We start from the raw sequence: 14,096 nt of genomic DNA, 5'->3' as shown, positions 1-14,096 counted from the left end.
AGAGCCTTGCCCGACGCGCCGACCACCGCCGTTCCCACCGACGCCGACCGCGACCCGTTCCCGCTGCCCCCGCTCACCGACCAGGCCGAGCGGCTGATCGAGCTGGGCGTGCCCGCCCTCACCGGCATCGACGCCGGTGAGCTGCGCGCCTACGCCGAGAAGGCCGCCGCCGACGCCCCGGCCGGGGCGCTGCTCGCCGTCCACCCGGACGCCGCGCCCGCCTCCGTCCTCGGCCCGCTGCTCCGCCTCGCGGACAAGCCCGGATTCATCGTGGTCGACATGACCGACGTGGACAGCTTCACCCCGCAGGGCGTGGAGCTGCCCGACGGGCCCTTCTACCTGGTCCACGGCGTGGACCGGGGCGACCACATGAGCAACTGGAGCCCCGAGGAGGCCCTGCCGGCGCTCGGCGGGGCCGGGCGGACGCCGCTCGTCCTCACCGAGGGCATCCACTGGCTGCTCCAGCGGCCCGACGTCCTGGAGCGCAACCAGTGCTTCATGACGATCGGTTCGCGCCTGCGCAAGCCCAACGGCAGCTTCGACGCCCGCACCCCGGCGATCTGGATCAGCAACGGCACGGGGCGGGACGGCAAGGAGCGCAAGGGCGCGCCCAAGGTCGGCTGGTGCTGGTGGAACAACCGGCACACCTGGCTCGGCTTCGGCTCGACCACCGGCCGGAACGGCTAGCCAGGGCCGCGTACGGTCCCCAGGGCCCGGGCCAGATACGGCGCGGTGCGGCTCTCCGCCGCCCGCGCCACCCGGGCCGGGGGGCCCTCGGCGACGATCCGGCCGCCGGCCTCGCCGCCGCCGGGGCCGAGGTCGACCACCCAGTCCGCCCCGGCCGCCACGTCCATGTCGTGCTCGACGACGACCACCGTGTGCCCGCCGTCCACCAGGCCGCGCAACTGGCGGACCAGGACCTCGACATCGGCCGGGTGCAGGCCGGTGGTCGGCTCGTCGAGGACGTACAGGGTGTGCGCGCGGCGCGGGCGCTGGAGTTCGGAGGCGAGCTTGATGCGCTGGGCCTCGCCGCCGGACAGTTCGGTGGCGGGCTGGCCGAGCCGCAGATAGCCGAGGCCGACGTCGAGGAGGGTGGTCAGGCTGCGGGCCGCGGCGGGGACGTCCGCGAAGAAATCTGCCGCCGACTCCACGGTCAGATCGAGGACTTCGGAGATCGTCAGGCCGCGCAGCCGCACCTGGAGGGTCTCGGGGTTGTACCGGGCGCCGTGGCAGTCCGGGCAGGGCGCGTACGTGCTCGGCAGGAACAGCAGCTCCACCGAGACGAACCCCTCGCCCTGGCAGGTCTCGCAGCGGCCCCCGGGCACGTTGAACGAGAAGCGTCCGACCTTGTAGCCGCGGGCCCGGGCCTCCTCGGTCTCCGCGAAGAGCTTGCGCACGACGTCGAACAGGCCGGTGTACGTGGCCAGGTTGGAGCGCGGGGTGCGGCCGATCGGCTTCTGATCCACCGTCACCGTCCTTCCCTCGCCGTCGCCTTCCCCTTCTCTGGTGAGCGCGCCGACGAGGGTTGACTTGCCCGAGCCCGAGACGCCGGTGACGGCGGTGAGGGCGCCCCTCGGGAAGGCGGCGTCCACGCCGTGGAGGTTGTGCCGGGTGACGGGCCCGGTGCGCAGCCACCGCTCCGGGGCGAACTCGGGCCGTACGGGCACGGGGGCGCGGTCGAAGAGGAAGCGGCGGGTGGCCGACTCCGCCACCTGGGCGAGGAGTTCGGGCGGTCCGCTGTGCAGGACGCGGCCGCCGTGCTCCCCGGCGTGCGGGCCGACGTCGACGAGCCAGTCGGCGTGCCGGACGACGTCGAGGTGGTGCTCGACGACGAAGACCGTGTTGCCGGCCGCCTTCAGCCGGTCGAGGACCACGAGGAGGGCCTCGGTGTCGGCCGGGTGCAGTCCGGCGGACGGCTCGTCGAGCACGTACACGACGCCGAAGAGTCCGGCGCGGAGCTGGGTGGCGAGCCGCAGCCGCTGGAGCTCCCCGCTGGACAGGGTGGGGGTCGTGCGGTCCAGGCCCAGGTAGCCGAGGCCGAGTTCGGTGACCGTGGCGATCCGGGCCAGCAGGTCCTCGGCGAGGACCCGGGCGGTCTCCGGGCCGCCGGGCGCGGCGGCCGGGGCCAGCACCTCGGCCAGGGCCGTCAGGGGCAGCGCCGCCAGCTCGGCGATGGTCCGGCCGGCGAACGTGACGGCCATCGCCTCGGGGCGCAGCCGGCTGCCGCCGCACACCGGGCAGGGGGCGCTGGTGAGGAAGCGTTCCGCCCGGGCCCGCAGCGCGGTGCTCTTCGACTCGGAGTAGGTGCGCAGGACGAGCCGCCGCGCGCCGGTGTACGTGCCCTGGTAGGGGCGCTGGATCCGGCCGGCCTCGCGGACCGGGTGCACGGTGACGACGGGCTGCTCGTCGGTGAAGAGGATCCACTCCCGGTCCTTCGGATCCAGCTCGCGCCAGGGCCGGTCGACGTCGTGGCCGAGGGCGTCGAGGACGTCCCGGAGGTTCTTGCCCTGCCAGGCGCCGGGCCAGGACGCGACGGCGCCCTCCCGGATGGACAGGCCGGGGTCGGGGACGAGCAGCTCCTCGCTGGTCTCGTGGATCCGGCCCAGGCCGTGGCAGGAGGGGCAGGCGCCGGCCGCCGTGTTGGGGGAGAAGGCGTCGGAGTCGAGGCGGGGCGCCCCGGCCGGGTAGTCGCCGGCGCGGGAGTAGAGCATCCGCAGCGAGTTCGACAGCGTGGTGACCGTGCCGACGGAGGAGCGGGCGCTCGGGGCGGCGCGGCGCTGTTCGAGCGAGACGGCCGGGGGCAGTCCGGTGATCTCGCGGACCTTCGGCGCGCCGACCTGGTGGATGAGCCGGCGGGCGTAGGGCGCGACGGACTCGAAGTAGCGGCGCTGGGCCTCGGCGTAGACGGTGCCGAAGGCGAGGGAGGACTTCCCGGAGCCGGAGACGCCGGTGAAGACGGTGAGGGTGTCGCGGGGGATGTCGACGTCCACGTCCCGGAGGTTGTGTTCGCGGGCGCCGCGGACACGGACGTACGGGTCATGACCGGAGACGTGCGGGTCATGGCCGGAGACCTGCGGGTCATGACTGGATACTGGATCCTGCATTCGGAGATTTTATCCAATATCCCCTTCGCTGCCCGTCCGGGGCGCACCCCCGGACGGGCGGCGGCGGACGGGCGGCGAAGGCCCCCGGTCAGGACAGGACGTGCGCCGGGACCTCTATCGCGCGCTTGAGGATCTTGCCGGTCGCGCCCTTCGGCAGGGCGTCGGCGGTCCAGACGACGCGCGGGTACTTGAAGGCGGCGACCTGGGCGCGGACGAACTCGCGCAGCTCGTCCGGGGTGGCCTCCGCGCCGGCCCGGAGGACCACGGCGGCGGCCACCTCCTCGCCGTGCGTGGGGTGCGGCACGCCGATCACGGCCGCCTCGGCGACGGCGGGGTGCTGGTACAGCACCTCCTCCACCTCCCGGGGGTAGACGTTGAACCCGCCCCGCAGGATGACGTCCTTGCTCCGGTCCACGATGCGGAAGTCGCCCACGGCGTCCCGCGTCCCGAGGTCCCCGGTGTGCAGCCAGCCGTCCCGGACCGCCGCCGCGGTGGCCTCGGGCCGCCGCCAGTAGCCCTTCATCACGTTGTGCCCCCGGATGACGATCTCGCCGATCTCGCCGTCCGGCACCTCCGCGCCCTCCTTGTCGACCACCCGCATCTCCACCCCGTCGATGGGACAGCCGATGGTGCCCGGCACGCGCGGCCGGTCGCTGCGGTTGATGCAGGCCAGCGGCGAGGACTCGGAGAGGCCGTAGCCCTCCAGGACGGCGCACCCGAAGTCCGCCTGGAAGCCGTTCAGCACCTCCACGGGCAGGGGCGAGCCGCCGCTCACGCACACCCGCAGTGACGACACGTCGTGCGCGGCCCGGTCCTCCAGGCCCAGCATCAGCGTGTACATGGTCGGCACGCCCAGGAAGACCGTCACCCGGTCCTGCTCGATCACCGACAGGGCGCGGGCCGGGTCGAAGCGCGGCAGCAGGGTGAGGCAGGCACCGACGGCCACGGCGCAGTTGAGGCCGACGACCTGGCCGAAGGAGTGGAACAGCGGCAGCCCGCCGAAGGTGACGTCGTCCGGGCCGAGCCCCAGCACCTTGACGGCCTCGTCGATGTTGCGGCGCACATTGGTGTGGGTGAGCTCGGCGCCCTTCGGCTGTCCCGTCGTCCCGGAGGTGTAGAGGATCACCGCCGTGTCCTCGGCCGTCCGGTCCGTGGTGAAGGCGCCCGGCTCGTGGCCCCGCAGCAGTTCGGTGAAGGCCGCCGGGTCCACCCCGAGGTGGCGGGTGCCCGCGCGCCGCGCCCCCTCCGCCGCCTCCCGGGAGCCCTCGTGCCAGGTGAACAGGAGGGTCGCCCCGGCGTCCTTCAGGCAGTGCTCCACCTCGCCGGCCTTGAGCAGCGGGTTCATCGGGACGACGATGCCGCCCGCGCGCAGGATGCCGTAATACAGCACGGCGAACACGGGGACGTTCGGCAGGAGGAGGGCGACGCGGTCGCCCGGCTCCAGGCCGAGCGAGCGCAGATAGGCGGCGGCGCGCGCGCTCAGCCCGTCGAGCGCGGCGAAGCTCAGCTCCTCGTCGTCGAGCCGGACGGCCGGCCGGTCCGGGAACAGCGCCGCGGTGGCGGGCAGGATCGCGGCCAGGTTGCCCTGGGCGGAGGCGGGGACGGCAGCGGTCATGGGTATCTCCCGGTGGTGGAGGGGCACGGGGCGCCGGCTCAGCGGACGGAGAACAGCAGGGTGGCCGTGGAGGCCAGCCGGGCGCCGGGGTCGAGGAGGTCGACCCGGACCTCGGCGTTGCGCTTGGCATGCTTGAGGAGGTGGGCCCGCGCGGTGAGGACACCGGGCGCGGGAGCGTCCAGATAGCTCAGGCTCGCGGACCGCAGCCTGATCGAACTCGCCGGACCCATGCGGTACTTGAGCAGCGCGTAGCCCGCCAGGTCGGCGAGCTGGAGCTGGTCGGGGCCGGAGACCGTGCCGCCCGGCCCGCGCCGCAGGAAGGCGGAGTCGACCGCCAGGGCCAGCGCGTCGGCGGAGACCGTGGTGACCCGGTGGTGCGGCCCGTGTTCGGGGAACTCGCCCCACATCAGCGCGTTCAGCTCGTCGACGGTCACCCCGCCTCCCCGGAACCGGACCCGGCCGTCACCGTGACCGCCGAGACCAGCAGCCCGTCGCGGGCCGCCCACCGGCCGTACAGCTCACCGGGGAGCGCGCTGCCCGCCGTGGGCCGCGCGATCCGGGCGCGGAAGCCGCCGGTGGCCGCGGACCAGGGTGGGTCCATGGTCACCGTGACGTCCTCGAAGCCCAGCCAGGACCCCATCACGGGGTACCACGCCTTGTAGACGGACTCCTTGGCGCTGAACAGCAGCCGGTCCCAGCGGACCTCCGGGTGCCGGGCGGCGTACGCGGACAGCCACTCCCGCTCGGCGCCGGAGGAGACGACCGGCAGCACGTCGGAGGGGAGCGGGCCGTTCGGCTCGGCGTCGATGCCCAGGGTCAGGACGTCCCGGTCGTGGGCGACCGCCGCCGCCCGGTATCCGGCGCAGTGGGTGATGCTGCCGACCGTCCCGGACGGCCACAGCGGCTCCCTCCGCTCGCCCCGGAGCAGCGGACCGGCGGGCAGCCCGAGGGTGGCGAGGGCGCGCCGGGCGCAGAGCCGGGCGGTGCCGAACTCGCTCCGCCTGCCCTGCCGGGCCGTGGCGACGAGGAGTTCCTCCTCGGGGAAGAGCGGGGCCGGTTCCCGGTCGTCGTACGCCTCGGAGCAGGCGACTCCGTCCGGCAGCAGGGTCTCCAGCATCAGGCGTCCCCTCCGGCCGGCGCCGGGTCCTTGCGGGCCTGGACGCGCGCGAGGGCGGCCGACACCGCCAGCATCGTCAGGCACACCCCGAGGGTGAGGCGGGTCCCGCCGGTGACGCCGAGCGCCGAGATCACCGCGCCGAAGACGGCCACGCCGAGCAGTCCGCCGACCTGGCGCATGACGCCGAGGAGCCCGCCGGCGGCGCCCGCGTGCGCCGGGTCGACCGCCTCCAGGAGCGCCGTGGTCATGGGCGGCGACGTCGCTCCCGCGCCCAGCCCGATCGGCAGGAAGAACAGCAGGACCAGGACCGGCGGCGCGCCGGGCCCGGCCACGAGCAGCGCCAGACAGCCGAGGGCTTCGAGGCCCTGGGACAGCGCCAGGATCCGCCAGGTGCCCAGCCGCGTCATCAGCTTCCCGGCGACCAGGTTGCCGACCAGGGTGAGGGCGGTCAGCGGGACGAACATCAGCCCCGTGACGAGCGGCCCGTGGTCCTGGAACTGCTGGAAGTACACGGTGAAGACGAAGACGATGCCGAAGAACGACGCGTTCATCACGAAGCCGGTGCCCACCGCCGTCAGCGCCCGCGCCGAGCGGACGAGCGTCGCGGGGACCACCGGGTGCGGCGCCCGCCGCTCGGCGAGGACGAAAGCGGCGGCGGCGAGCGCGAAGACGGCGAGCGCCCAGCGGCTGAGCGGCCCGTCCTCCACGATGGCGTACGTCAGCGAGGCCAGGCCGAGCGCGGCGGCCGCCTGCCCCGCGAGGTCGAGCGGCGCCGGGCGGGGCGTCGACGCCGGAGCCCGGCGCAGCGCCAGACCGAGGGCGCACAGGGGGACGTTGACCCAGAAGATCGCCTGCCAGCCGAGCCCGCTGGTCAGGACGCCGCCGACCACCGGCCCCGCGGAGACGGCGACGCCGCCGCTCATCGCCCAGAGCGTGATCCGGCGGGCGCGGGCCGCCGCGTCCGGCGCCGACTCCCGTACGAGGGCCAGCGAGGACGGCAGGATCAGCGCCGCGCCCAGCCCCTGGACCGCCCGGGCCGCGACCAGCCACGGCAGCGACGGGGCGAGCGCGCAGGCCACGGAGGCGGCGGCGAACAGGGCGAGACCGCCGCCGAGGGCCCGGACCGCGCCGATCCGGTCGGAGACCGCTCCCGAGGTCAGCAGCGAGGCGGCGAAGACCAGCACATAGGCGTTGACGACCCACTGGATGCCGCTGATGCCGCCGCCGACCGTCTCGCCGATCACCGGCGCGGCCACGTTGACCACGGTGCTGTCCAGCATGATCAGGAAGAAGCCCAGACAGGCGGGCGCGACCGCGAGGACGGAGCCGTACGGACGTCCCCCGTCCGGTTCGTCTACCGCGCGGAAGGCTGAGCTGCCACGACCTGGGACGCCCATGCGGTGATCCTCTCGATCAGTCCGTGGTGGTGCCGGATCCAGCGGAAGTGGTCCAGGGGACGCCCCTCCGCGTCGTCGCGGCCGTAGTGCCACCGGGTGACGGCGGCCTCCGGCATCTTGGCGCACAGATGGTCCACGGCGGCGGGCGGCGCGAGCGCGTCGCCCGCGACGTCCACCGCGAGCACCGGCAGCGTCACCCGCCCCAGGGCCCGTTCGTACGCCTCCGCCGCGCCGGGCACCTCGTAGCGGCCGGTACGGACCTGCCGGGCCCAGTCCCGGATCAGCCGGGCCGCCTCCCGCCCGGCGAAGCCCAGCCGTTCGCCCGGCCAGTGGCCGAGGAGCGCCGCCACCGCCGCGTACACCTGGCTGAGCAGGAGCCGGCGCGGACCGGCGACGGGGCCGAAGCAGCGGTACCAGGCCGAGCCGGAGGCGACCAGCACCACGCCCGCGAGCCGCGGCCGCAGCAGCCCGCAGTGGATCAGCCCGAGCTGGCCGCCCAGGCTGTGGCCGAGCAGCAGGACGGGCGCCTCGGGGAACGCGGTGGCGGTCTCGCGCAGGACGGCGCCGATGTCCTCCTCGACGATCTCCCGGTAGCCGAACCGGACTCCGCGCGTGGGCACGGGCCGGCTCTCGCCGTGCCCGCGCAGGTCGGTGGTGACCACGGTCATCCCCGCGCGGTGCAGCGCCCGTACGAGCGGCGTGTAGTTCCGTGCGGACATGCCCATCGCGGGCAGCACCACCATCACGGGCGCGGCGGGATCGTCCTGGGCGAGGGCGCGCACCGTGAACGTCGTGGACCCCGCGGTGGTGATCCGGGCGAGCACGGGGACGCGGGAGCCCTTCACGCGCCCTCCAGGCGCCAGCCGACCACTCCGGCGCCCCAGGTGATGCCGGCCCCGAAGGCGGCCACCCCGAGCAGTCCGGACGGGCCGAGCCGGCCCTCCTCGCGCGCGTGCGCCAGCGCGATCGGGATGGAGGCGGAGGAGGTGTTGGCCACCCGGTGCACGTTGAGGAAGAGCCGGTCCTCGGGGAAGCCGATCTCCTTGGCGACGGCGTGGATGATCCGGGCGTTCGCCTGGTGCGGGATGAACAGGTCCAGGTCGTCGCCGGTCAGTTCCTGGAGGGCCAGCACCTGGCGGGTGGCCTCGCTCATCCGCGCGACCGCGTGGACGAAGATCTCCCGGCCGTCCATCCGCAGCACCCGGTCGTGCCGGTCCGCGTAGAGCGCCGGGATGAGGTCGCCGTCGGAGCCGAGGACGAACCGGGGGGCCGGCGCGTCCGGCACGTCGGCCAGCAGCACCGCCCCGGCGCCGTCGCCGAGCAGGACCGCGGTGGAGCGGTCGTCCCGGTCGGCGATCCGGGTCAGCGCCTCGGCGCCGCAGACCAGTACGGACCCGGCGCGGCCCGACTCGATCAGGGCGGTCGCGTGGTCCAGCGCGTAGACGAACCCGGCGCAGGCGGCGTGCAGGTCGAACGCGGCGGCGTGGGGCATCCCGAGCCGCGAGGCCACCTCGACCGCGAGCCCGGGGGTGACCCGGTCCGGGGTGGTGGTGGCGACGATCAGCCGGGGGACGTCGCCGGGCTCCCGCCCGGCGGTCCGCAGGGCCTCGCGGCAGGCGTCCAGGGCGAGGTCGGCGAGGTGCCCGTCCTCGGCCATGAAGCGGCGCTCCTTGATGCCGGTCCGCCGGGTGATCCACGCGTCCGAGGTGTCGAGGTGGGTGAAGTGGCTGTTGGGCACCACGCGCTCGGGCAGCGCGGCACCGATGCCGACGATCGCGACGGTCATCGCTGGGCCTCCTGTGTCGGTCCCGCGGCCCCCGGGACCGCTCGGGGATTCCCCAGATGGACGGCGTGCATCCCGCCGTCGGCGTGCAGGATCTCCCCGGTGACGGTGGCGGAGAGGTCCGACAGCAGGAACAGCACCGGTCCGGTGAGCCGGGCGACGTCCGCCCGGTCCCAGCCGAGCGGCGCCTCGTCCTCCCAGCGGTCCGCGATCCGGTCGAAGGTGCTGATGCCGCACCCGGCGACGGTCTCCACCGGGCCGGCGGCGACGAGGTTGACGCGGATCCCCGACGAGCCGAGGTAGAGGGCGAGGTAGCGGCAGACCGAGCCCAGCGCCGCCTTGCTGACGCCCATCCAGTCGTAACCGGGCCAGGCCGCCGAGGAGTCGAAGTCGAGGCCGACGATGCTTCCCGTCCCCGGCCCCGTCGCCTTGGCGAGCAGGGGCGCGAGGGCCGTGGTCAGTGCGTGCAGCGAGTACGCGCTGGTGCGGAAGGCGAAGGTGGCGCTCTCGGCGTCGGCGGTGAGGAAGTTGCCGCTGATGGCGCTCTGCGGAGCCGCCGCGACGGCGTGGAGCACCCCGTCGAGCGAGCCCCACCGCCGCTCCAGCTCCCCGGACAGGAGCGTGAAGTCCTCGGGCCGGGTCACGTCGAGCTCCAGCACCTCGGTCGGGGCGGGCAGCGACGCGGCCGCCGCCTCGGTGATCCGCCGGGACCGGCCGAAGCCGGTCAGCAGGACCTCCGCCCCGGCCCTCTGGAGCGCCGCGGCGGTGTGCCAGGCGATGGAGTCCTCGTTGAGGACCCCGGTGACGAGATAGCGGCGTCCCGTGAAGTCGAGCATCAGTCCCTGCCTTTCCGCGCGCCGGGGGAGGCGAGCACGAGCGCCGCGTTGTGGCCGCCGAATCCGAACGAGGTGGAGAGGCCGAGCAGCGCCCGTCCCGGCCGGTCCACCGGCAGCCGCCGGGCCGTACGGATCAGGTCCAGCGCGCCGAGGCGCTCGTCCGGCTCGCGCAGTCCGGCCGTGGGCGGCGCGGTCGCGTGCCGGAGCGCCTGGAGCGTGGCGATGGCCTCCACCGCGCCCGCCGCGCCGAGCAGATGCCCGATCGCGGCCTTGCTCGACGAGAGCGGGACGGCGGGGAGCGCCGCGCCGAGCGCGGACCGCAGGGCCTCGCTCTCCAGCCGGTCGTTGAGGAGGGTGCCGGTGCCGTGCGCGTTGATGTAGGAGAGTTCCGCCGGTTCGGCGCCGGCCGCCGCCAGGGCGAGGGAGACGGCTGCCGCGGCGCTCCGGCCGCCGGGTTCGGGGGCGGTGAGGTGGTGGGCGTCCGAGGTCGCGCCGTAGCCGAGGACCGAGCCGAGCGGCTCGGCGCCGCGCCGGGCGGCGCCGGCGGCGGTCTCCAGGACCAGCACCCCGGCCCCCTCGCCCAGGAGGAAGCCGTCGCGGTTCCGGTCGAAGGGCACGGAGGTGCCGGTGGGGGAGAGCGCCCCGGCGTTGCGGAAGGCGGCGGCGACGAGCCGGGAGGTGGTCGACTCCGCGCCGCCGACGACGACGGCGTCCGCCGCCCCGGCGGCCAGCAGCCGCATCCCCGTGCCGACGGCCTGGGCGCCGCTGCTGCACGCGGACGTGACGCACAGCGACTCGCCGGTGAGGCCGTAGACCATCGAGAGGTGGGCGGAGGCCGCGTTGGCCATCATCGACGGCACCATGAACGGCGAGACGTACTCGTCGCCCTGCTCGGCGAGCACCCCGTGCTGCCCCTCGAAGCTCGACGTGCCACCGAGACCGCAGCCGATGACCGTGGCGACGCGCTCGGGGGCGTACGGCAGCGAGCCCGCCTTCCAGCCGGCCTGCGCCAGCGCCTCCCCGGCCGCGACGAGGGCGAGCTGGGTGAACCGGTCGGTGCGGCGGACCTGCTGGCGGGTGAGGTGGTCGCCGGGGCGGAAGTCCGCGCAGTACCCCGTGCCGTCGACCACACCGCTCTCGCCCGCCACCGCCCGCCGGTGCAGGACATCGGCACCGACGCCGAGGGGGGTGACCGCCCCGACGCCGGTGACCACCGCTGTGGTCATACGAGGCCGGCTCGCGTACAGCAGACGTCCAGGAGCTGCGCGAAGGTCTCGATGTCGTCGAAGTCCTTGGGCTTCACGGGGATGTTCAGCTCCCGCTTGATGGACTGGCTCAGCTCGACCATGTCGAGCGAGTCGACCTCCAGGTCGTCGAGCGCCGCCTCGGGGACGATGTCGGAGCGGTCGACCCCGAGCTCGATCAGGGCGTCGGTGACGAAGGTGGCGATGACGGTGCGGTCGATCACGTCGGACATGTGTCTCCTCGTCGGGAACAGGAGGGGCGGGCGGTGGGCGTGCGGCGGGTCAGGACGCGACCGTGCCGGCCTTGGTGGCGTGCAGCGGGGACCAGTGCCACTGCCGCCAGTAGCTCTCGGAGATGTCCAGCCACTCCTCCAGGCGCTGCTCGCTCTGGAGGAACCGGGAGGTGCTCACCATCAGCCAGCTGTAGACGGCCTGGCTGTCGCGGCAGCCGTTGCAGTCGCCGGAGGTGCAACAGAACTGGAGCGTCTCGTAGTCGGCGCCCCACGCGGCGAAGCCGGGGATCACCGGGTTGCCGTTGGCCACCCGGTCGGCGTGCGCCGGGAGGTCCACGCTGATGCTGGGGCACACGTCGTAGCCGAAGCGGCCGCCCCAGTGGGTGGTGCCGGTGATCAGCGTGCGGATGAAGTACGGGTGGCTGACCACGGCGTGCGGGTACAGGTCCCGGACCCGCAGCGCCTCGTCCAGGATCCGGCGCTCGTTCTCGATCTGGATCGGGTTCTCGGTGCCGTGCTCGCTGTAGAAGTTGAAGGTGACGATGTTGCCGTTCTCGGCGATCCTGCGCACGGTCGGCTCGATGTGCGCCACCCCGTCCTCGGAGAGGGCGAAGATGAACATGACCCGCGGGTCGTCCTTGTAGTGGGACAGCGCGGTGTCGAACAGCCCGCTGAACTTGGAGCCGTTGACCCGGATCGCCCGCAGGTCGTCGTCGAGCGGCCCGCCGCCGAAGATGCTGACGGCGATCGCGATCTCCTCGAAGCCCTGACGGGGCATCGGGCGGAGCCCGTTGGTGGAGATGGTGATGTACGGGAGGTGCTCGACGAACGCCTCGACGCGGCGCGGCACCAGCGTGGGCTCGCCGCCGATGAGCGTCGCCTGGTTGACGCCGTCCTCCTTGAGGCGGGTCGCGAACGCGCGGATCTTGTCGAGGTCGGAGAGCTCGCTCACGGCGGTGTCGAAGCCGCCCTCGAAGTACCAGCAGCCCTTGCAGCGGATGTTGCACGCGTTGGTCAGGTGCACCTCGCAGGACCGGACGGTACGCCCGAGCCGGCGGACGCGGTGCAGGCGCTCGGCCAGGTCCGGGCGGGCCGCCAGCAGGGCGGCGGTGCGCTCCTTGGCCTCTCTGCGGGTCGGCGGTCGCTCCGTGATCGTGACGTTCGTTGCCATGGACGTGGCTCCTGTGTCGTGGGGGACCTGATGGGCAGTCACTCGGGCAGGGTCAGACCGAGCTTCTGGACGCGGGGGGTGACCTTCTCCCGCCACAGGTCGCACGCCTCGCCGTTCGTGGTCTTGCGCAGCCCGAACTTGACGGCGAGCCGGGCCCGTTCGGAGCGGGGGCTGCCGAAGATCTTCACGAACGTCGGCCAGAGCCGGTCGAGCGCCTGCTGGAGCTCCACGCGGCCCTCCTCGGTCTGCGCGAGGTTGCGGCAGACGCGGGCGCCGTGGGCGATGTGCACCTTCTCGTCGAGGATGATCGTGCGCACGGCCTCGGCCCAGGGCTTGTAGCTGCTCTCCGCGAACTCGGAGATCATGACCATCGCGGTCTCTTCGCCGATGTAGGAGAAGATGCCGCGCTCGGCCCAGGTGGTACAGGTGTGCAGGGTCTGGTCGGCGAACATGGTCCGCTCGGCCAGGGTCTGGGTCTCCATGTAGGCGGTGTCCACACCGATGTTGGCGAGCACCGCCTTGCCCAGCTTGTAGTGGTCGTACTCCTCGACCGCGCGCTCGGCGCAGACCTGGCGCTCCTCGGCGTTGGGCGCCAGCGGCAGGAAGACCTGGATGTAGTCGTCGCCTCCGGAGAGCTCTCCCTCCGTGTTCACCATGATCTGGCGGAGGGCGATCTCGCGGTACTCCTCCGGCATGGCGAGGAATTCCTCCGGCGTTCGGACAACAACCGCTTCGCCATCCAAAAGGGACATGCCCATAAGGATCTACACCTCGTTCCGAATAGGTGGTACGGGCCGGCCGGCGGTCCTCGCGGAGCCGGTTCCGAGGCCAGGACGCGGCAATCCTTCGGTCGGGATCTGCTGGCTGGCAAGTGTTGTCTCAAAGGCGGCGGTGAAATCCGGCTGTAACGATTGGCCGGGGAGAGCCCCTCGCGAAAAGGGGACATAGGGGGATCAGGTGGGGGAGTGAAGGGGGTAAACAGGACTACCGGAGTATGGAACTCCTGTTCGCATGGTGGATGCTACTCGGCGGTTACCTGCCTCCTGGTGAAGAAACTGCCGCCCGGCGGGCCGGAGGGGTGAATTCCGGCGACCGGATTCGAGAACCGCCGAAAAATTCTTCACCGTTACGTTCGGTGGTCCTCTGGCTTCGGCGTTCAGCCGAAAACAGCGCGCGCGGGGAATTCGATCTTGACTGGTAGTCGTCTCCTGGCCAGGGTATGCCCGGGTTCACCCACCGGGACTCAGTCAATTGCAGCTGTTCAAGCCAGCCGGCCCGTCCGAAAAACCACTGGTGGATTGGCGAGCCGACGCCCGTAGACGGTTTGGAGTGCCATGAACGTGATCACCCGGGACACCTTCGACCAGGAGTTCCGCGCCTTCCTGTCGACTTTCGATCTCGACGTCGATCCGGCCACCGTCACGGCCGACGACAACCTCTTCGACCAGGGAGTGCTGGATTCCTTCAGCGTCCTCAAGGTGATCGTCCTCGTGGAGCGGCTGCGCGGCGAACCCGTCGACCTGGAGAACGCCGGGATCGAGTCCTTCGCCTCGATCTCGACCATCTACGAGAGCTTCCTCGCCCGCTGATGGGCTG

The 14,096-nt window shown here is 73.2% G+C and carries 14 protein-coding genes; 2 read left to right on the top strand and 12 right to left on the bottom strand.

The features are described 5' to 3' along the window. Positions 1–6 precede the first annotated feature (6 nt). Positions 7–687, top strand: a complete 681-nt coding sequence (locus tag ACFXMG_RS33255; RefSeq protein WP_383818407.1) for a DUF5701 family protein — start codon at positions 7–9, stop codon at positions 685–687. Here ACFXMG_RS33255 and ACFXMG_RS33250 read toward each other — a convergent pair. From ACFXMG_RS33250 to ACFXMG_RS33195, 12 genes are all read right to left on the bottom strand, one after another. Continuing rightward, entirely contained in the window at positions 684–3,104 is a 2,421-nt protein-coding gene (locus tag ACFXMG_RS33250) for an ATP-binding cassette domain-containing protein (protein WP_383818405.1), read from the bottom strand. The two genes, ACFXMG_RS33255 and ACFXMG_RS33250, sit on opposite strands and share 4 nt — an antisense overlap. Positions 3,105–3,192: 88 nt before the next feature. Beyond that, entirely contained in the window at positions 3,193–4,719 is a 1,527-nt protein-coding gene (locus ACFXMG_RS33245) for a long-chain fatty acid--CoA ligase (protein ID WP_383818404.1), read from the bottom strand. 38 nt (positions 4,720–4,757) lie between these two features. Beyond that, positions 4,758–5,153 carry a PaaI family thioesterase gene (locus ACFXMG_RS33240; RefSeq protein WP_383818402.1) on the bottom strand — a complete coding sequence of 132 codons (396 nt, stop codon included), beginning with the start codon at positions 5,151–5,153 and terminating at the stop codon, positions 4,758–4,760. Further along, positions 5,150–5,836, bottom strand: a complete 687-nt coding sequence (locus ACFXMG_RS33235) for a 4'-phosphopantetheinyl transferase (protein ID WP_383818400.1) — start codon at positions 5,834–5,836, stop codon at positions 5,150–5,152. The genes ACFXMG_RS33240 and ACFXMG_RS33235 overlap by 4 nt, the downstream gene beginning before the upstream one ends. Further along, positions 5,836–7,233, bottom strand: coding sequence for an MFS transporter (locus ACFXMG_RS33230; RefSeq protein ID WP_383818398.1), 1,398 nt, complete (start codon positions 7,231–7,233; stop codon positions 5,836–5,838). The genes ACFXMG_RS33235 and ACFXMG_RS33230 overlap by 1 nt, the downstream gene beginning before the upstream one ends. Next, the gene (locus ACFXMG_RS33225; RefSeq protein WP_383818397.1) at positions 7,191–8,078 is read right to left on the bottom strand and encodes an alpha/beta fold hydrolase; all 888 of its coding nucleotides are present in this window, start codon (positions 8,076–8,078) and stop codon (positions 7,191–7,193) included. Before ACFXMG_RS33225 ends, ACFXMG_RS33230 begins: the two co-directional genes overlap by 43 nt. Beyond that, the gene (locus tag ACFXMG_RS33220; protein ID WP_383818395.1) at positions 8,075–9,019 is read right to left on the bottom strand and encodes a beta-ketoacyl-ACP synthase 3; all 945 of its coding nucleotides are present in this window, start codon (positions 9,017–9,019) and stop codon (positions 8,075–8,077) included. Before ACFXMG_RS33220 ends, ACFXMG_RS33225 begins: the two co-directional genes overlap by 4 nt. Then, on the bottom strand, positions 9,016–9,852 hold the full coding sequence (gene fabI, locus ACFXMG_RS33215; RefSeq protein WP_383818393.1) for an enoyl-ACP reductase FabI: 837 nt from the start codon (positions 9,850–9,852) through the stop codon (positions 9,016–9,018). The genes ACFXMG_RS33220 and fabI overlap by 4 nt, the downstream gene beginning before the upstream one ends. Next, positions 9,852–11,078 (bottom strand): beta-ketoacyl-[acyl-carrier-protein] synthase family protein, encoded by a 1,227-nt coding sequence (locus tag ACFXMG_RS33210; RefSeq protein ID WP_383818391.1) that lies wholly within the window; start codon positions 11,076–11,078, stop codon positions 9,852–9,854. Before ACFXMG_RS33210 ends, fabI begins: the two co-directional genes overlap by 1 nt. Beyond that, positions 11,075–11,329 (bottom strand): acyl carrier protein, encoded by a 255-nt coding sequence (locus ACFXMG_RS33205; RefSeq protein WP_383818389.1) that lies wholly within the window; start codon positions 11,327–11,329, stop codon positions 11,075–11,077. Before ACFXMG_RS33205 ends, ACFXMG_RS33210 begins: the two co-directional genes overlap by 4 nt. Positions 11,330–11,378: 49 nt before the next feature. Continuing rightward, positions 11,379–12,500, bottom strand: a complete 1,122-nt coding sequence (locus ACFXMG_RS33200; RefSeq protein WP_383818387.1) for a radical SAM protein — start codon at positions 12,498–12,500, stop codon at positions 11,379–11,381. A 38-nt stretch (positions 12,501–12,538) separates the two neighbouring features. Next, positions 12,539–13,252 (bottom strand): Phenylacetic acid catabolic protein, encoded by a 714-nt coding sequence (locus tag ACFXMG_RS33195; protein ID WP_383818385.1) that lies wholly within the window; start codon positions 13,250–13,252, stop codon positions 12,539–12,541. 582 nt (positions 13,253–13,834) lie between these two features. Here ACFXMG_RS33195 and ACFXMG_RS33190 point away from each other — a divergent pair. Then, entirely contained in the window at positions 13,835–14,089 is a 255-nt protein-coding gene (locus ACFXMG_RS33190; protein WP_383818383.1) for a phosphopantetheine-binding protein, read from the top strand. Positions 14,090–14,096 lie beyond the last annotated feature (7 nt).

Origin of the sequence: Streptomyces sp. NPDC059201 (assembly GCF_042754585.1) — a bacterium.
Lineage (GTDB): Bacteria > Actinomycetota > Actinomycetes > Streptomycetales > Streptomycetaceae > Streptomyces.
Note: the sequence above shows the minus strand (reverse complement) of the source record. Positions and strands in the feature narration are given on the sequence as shown.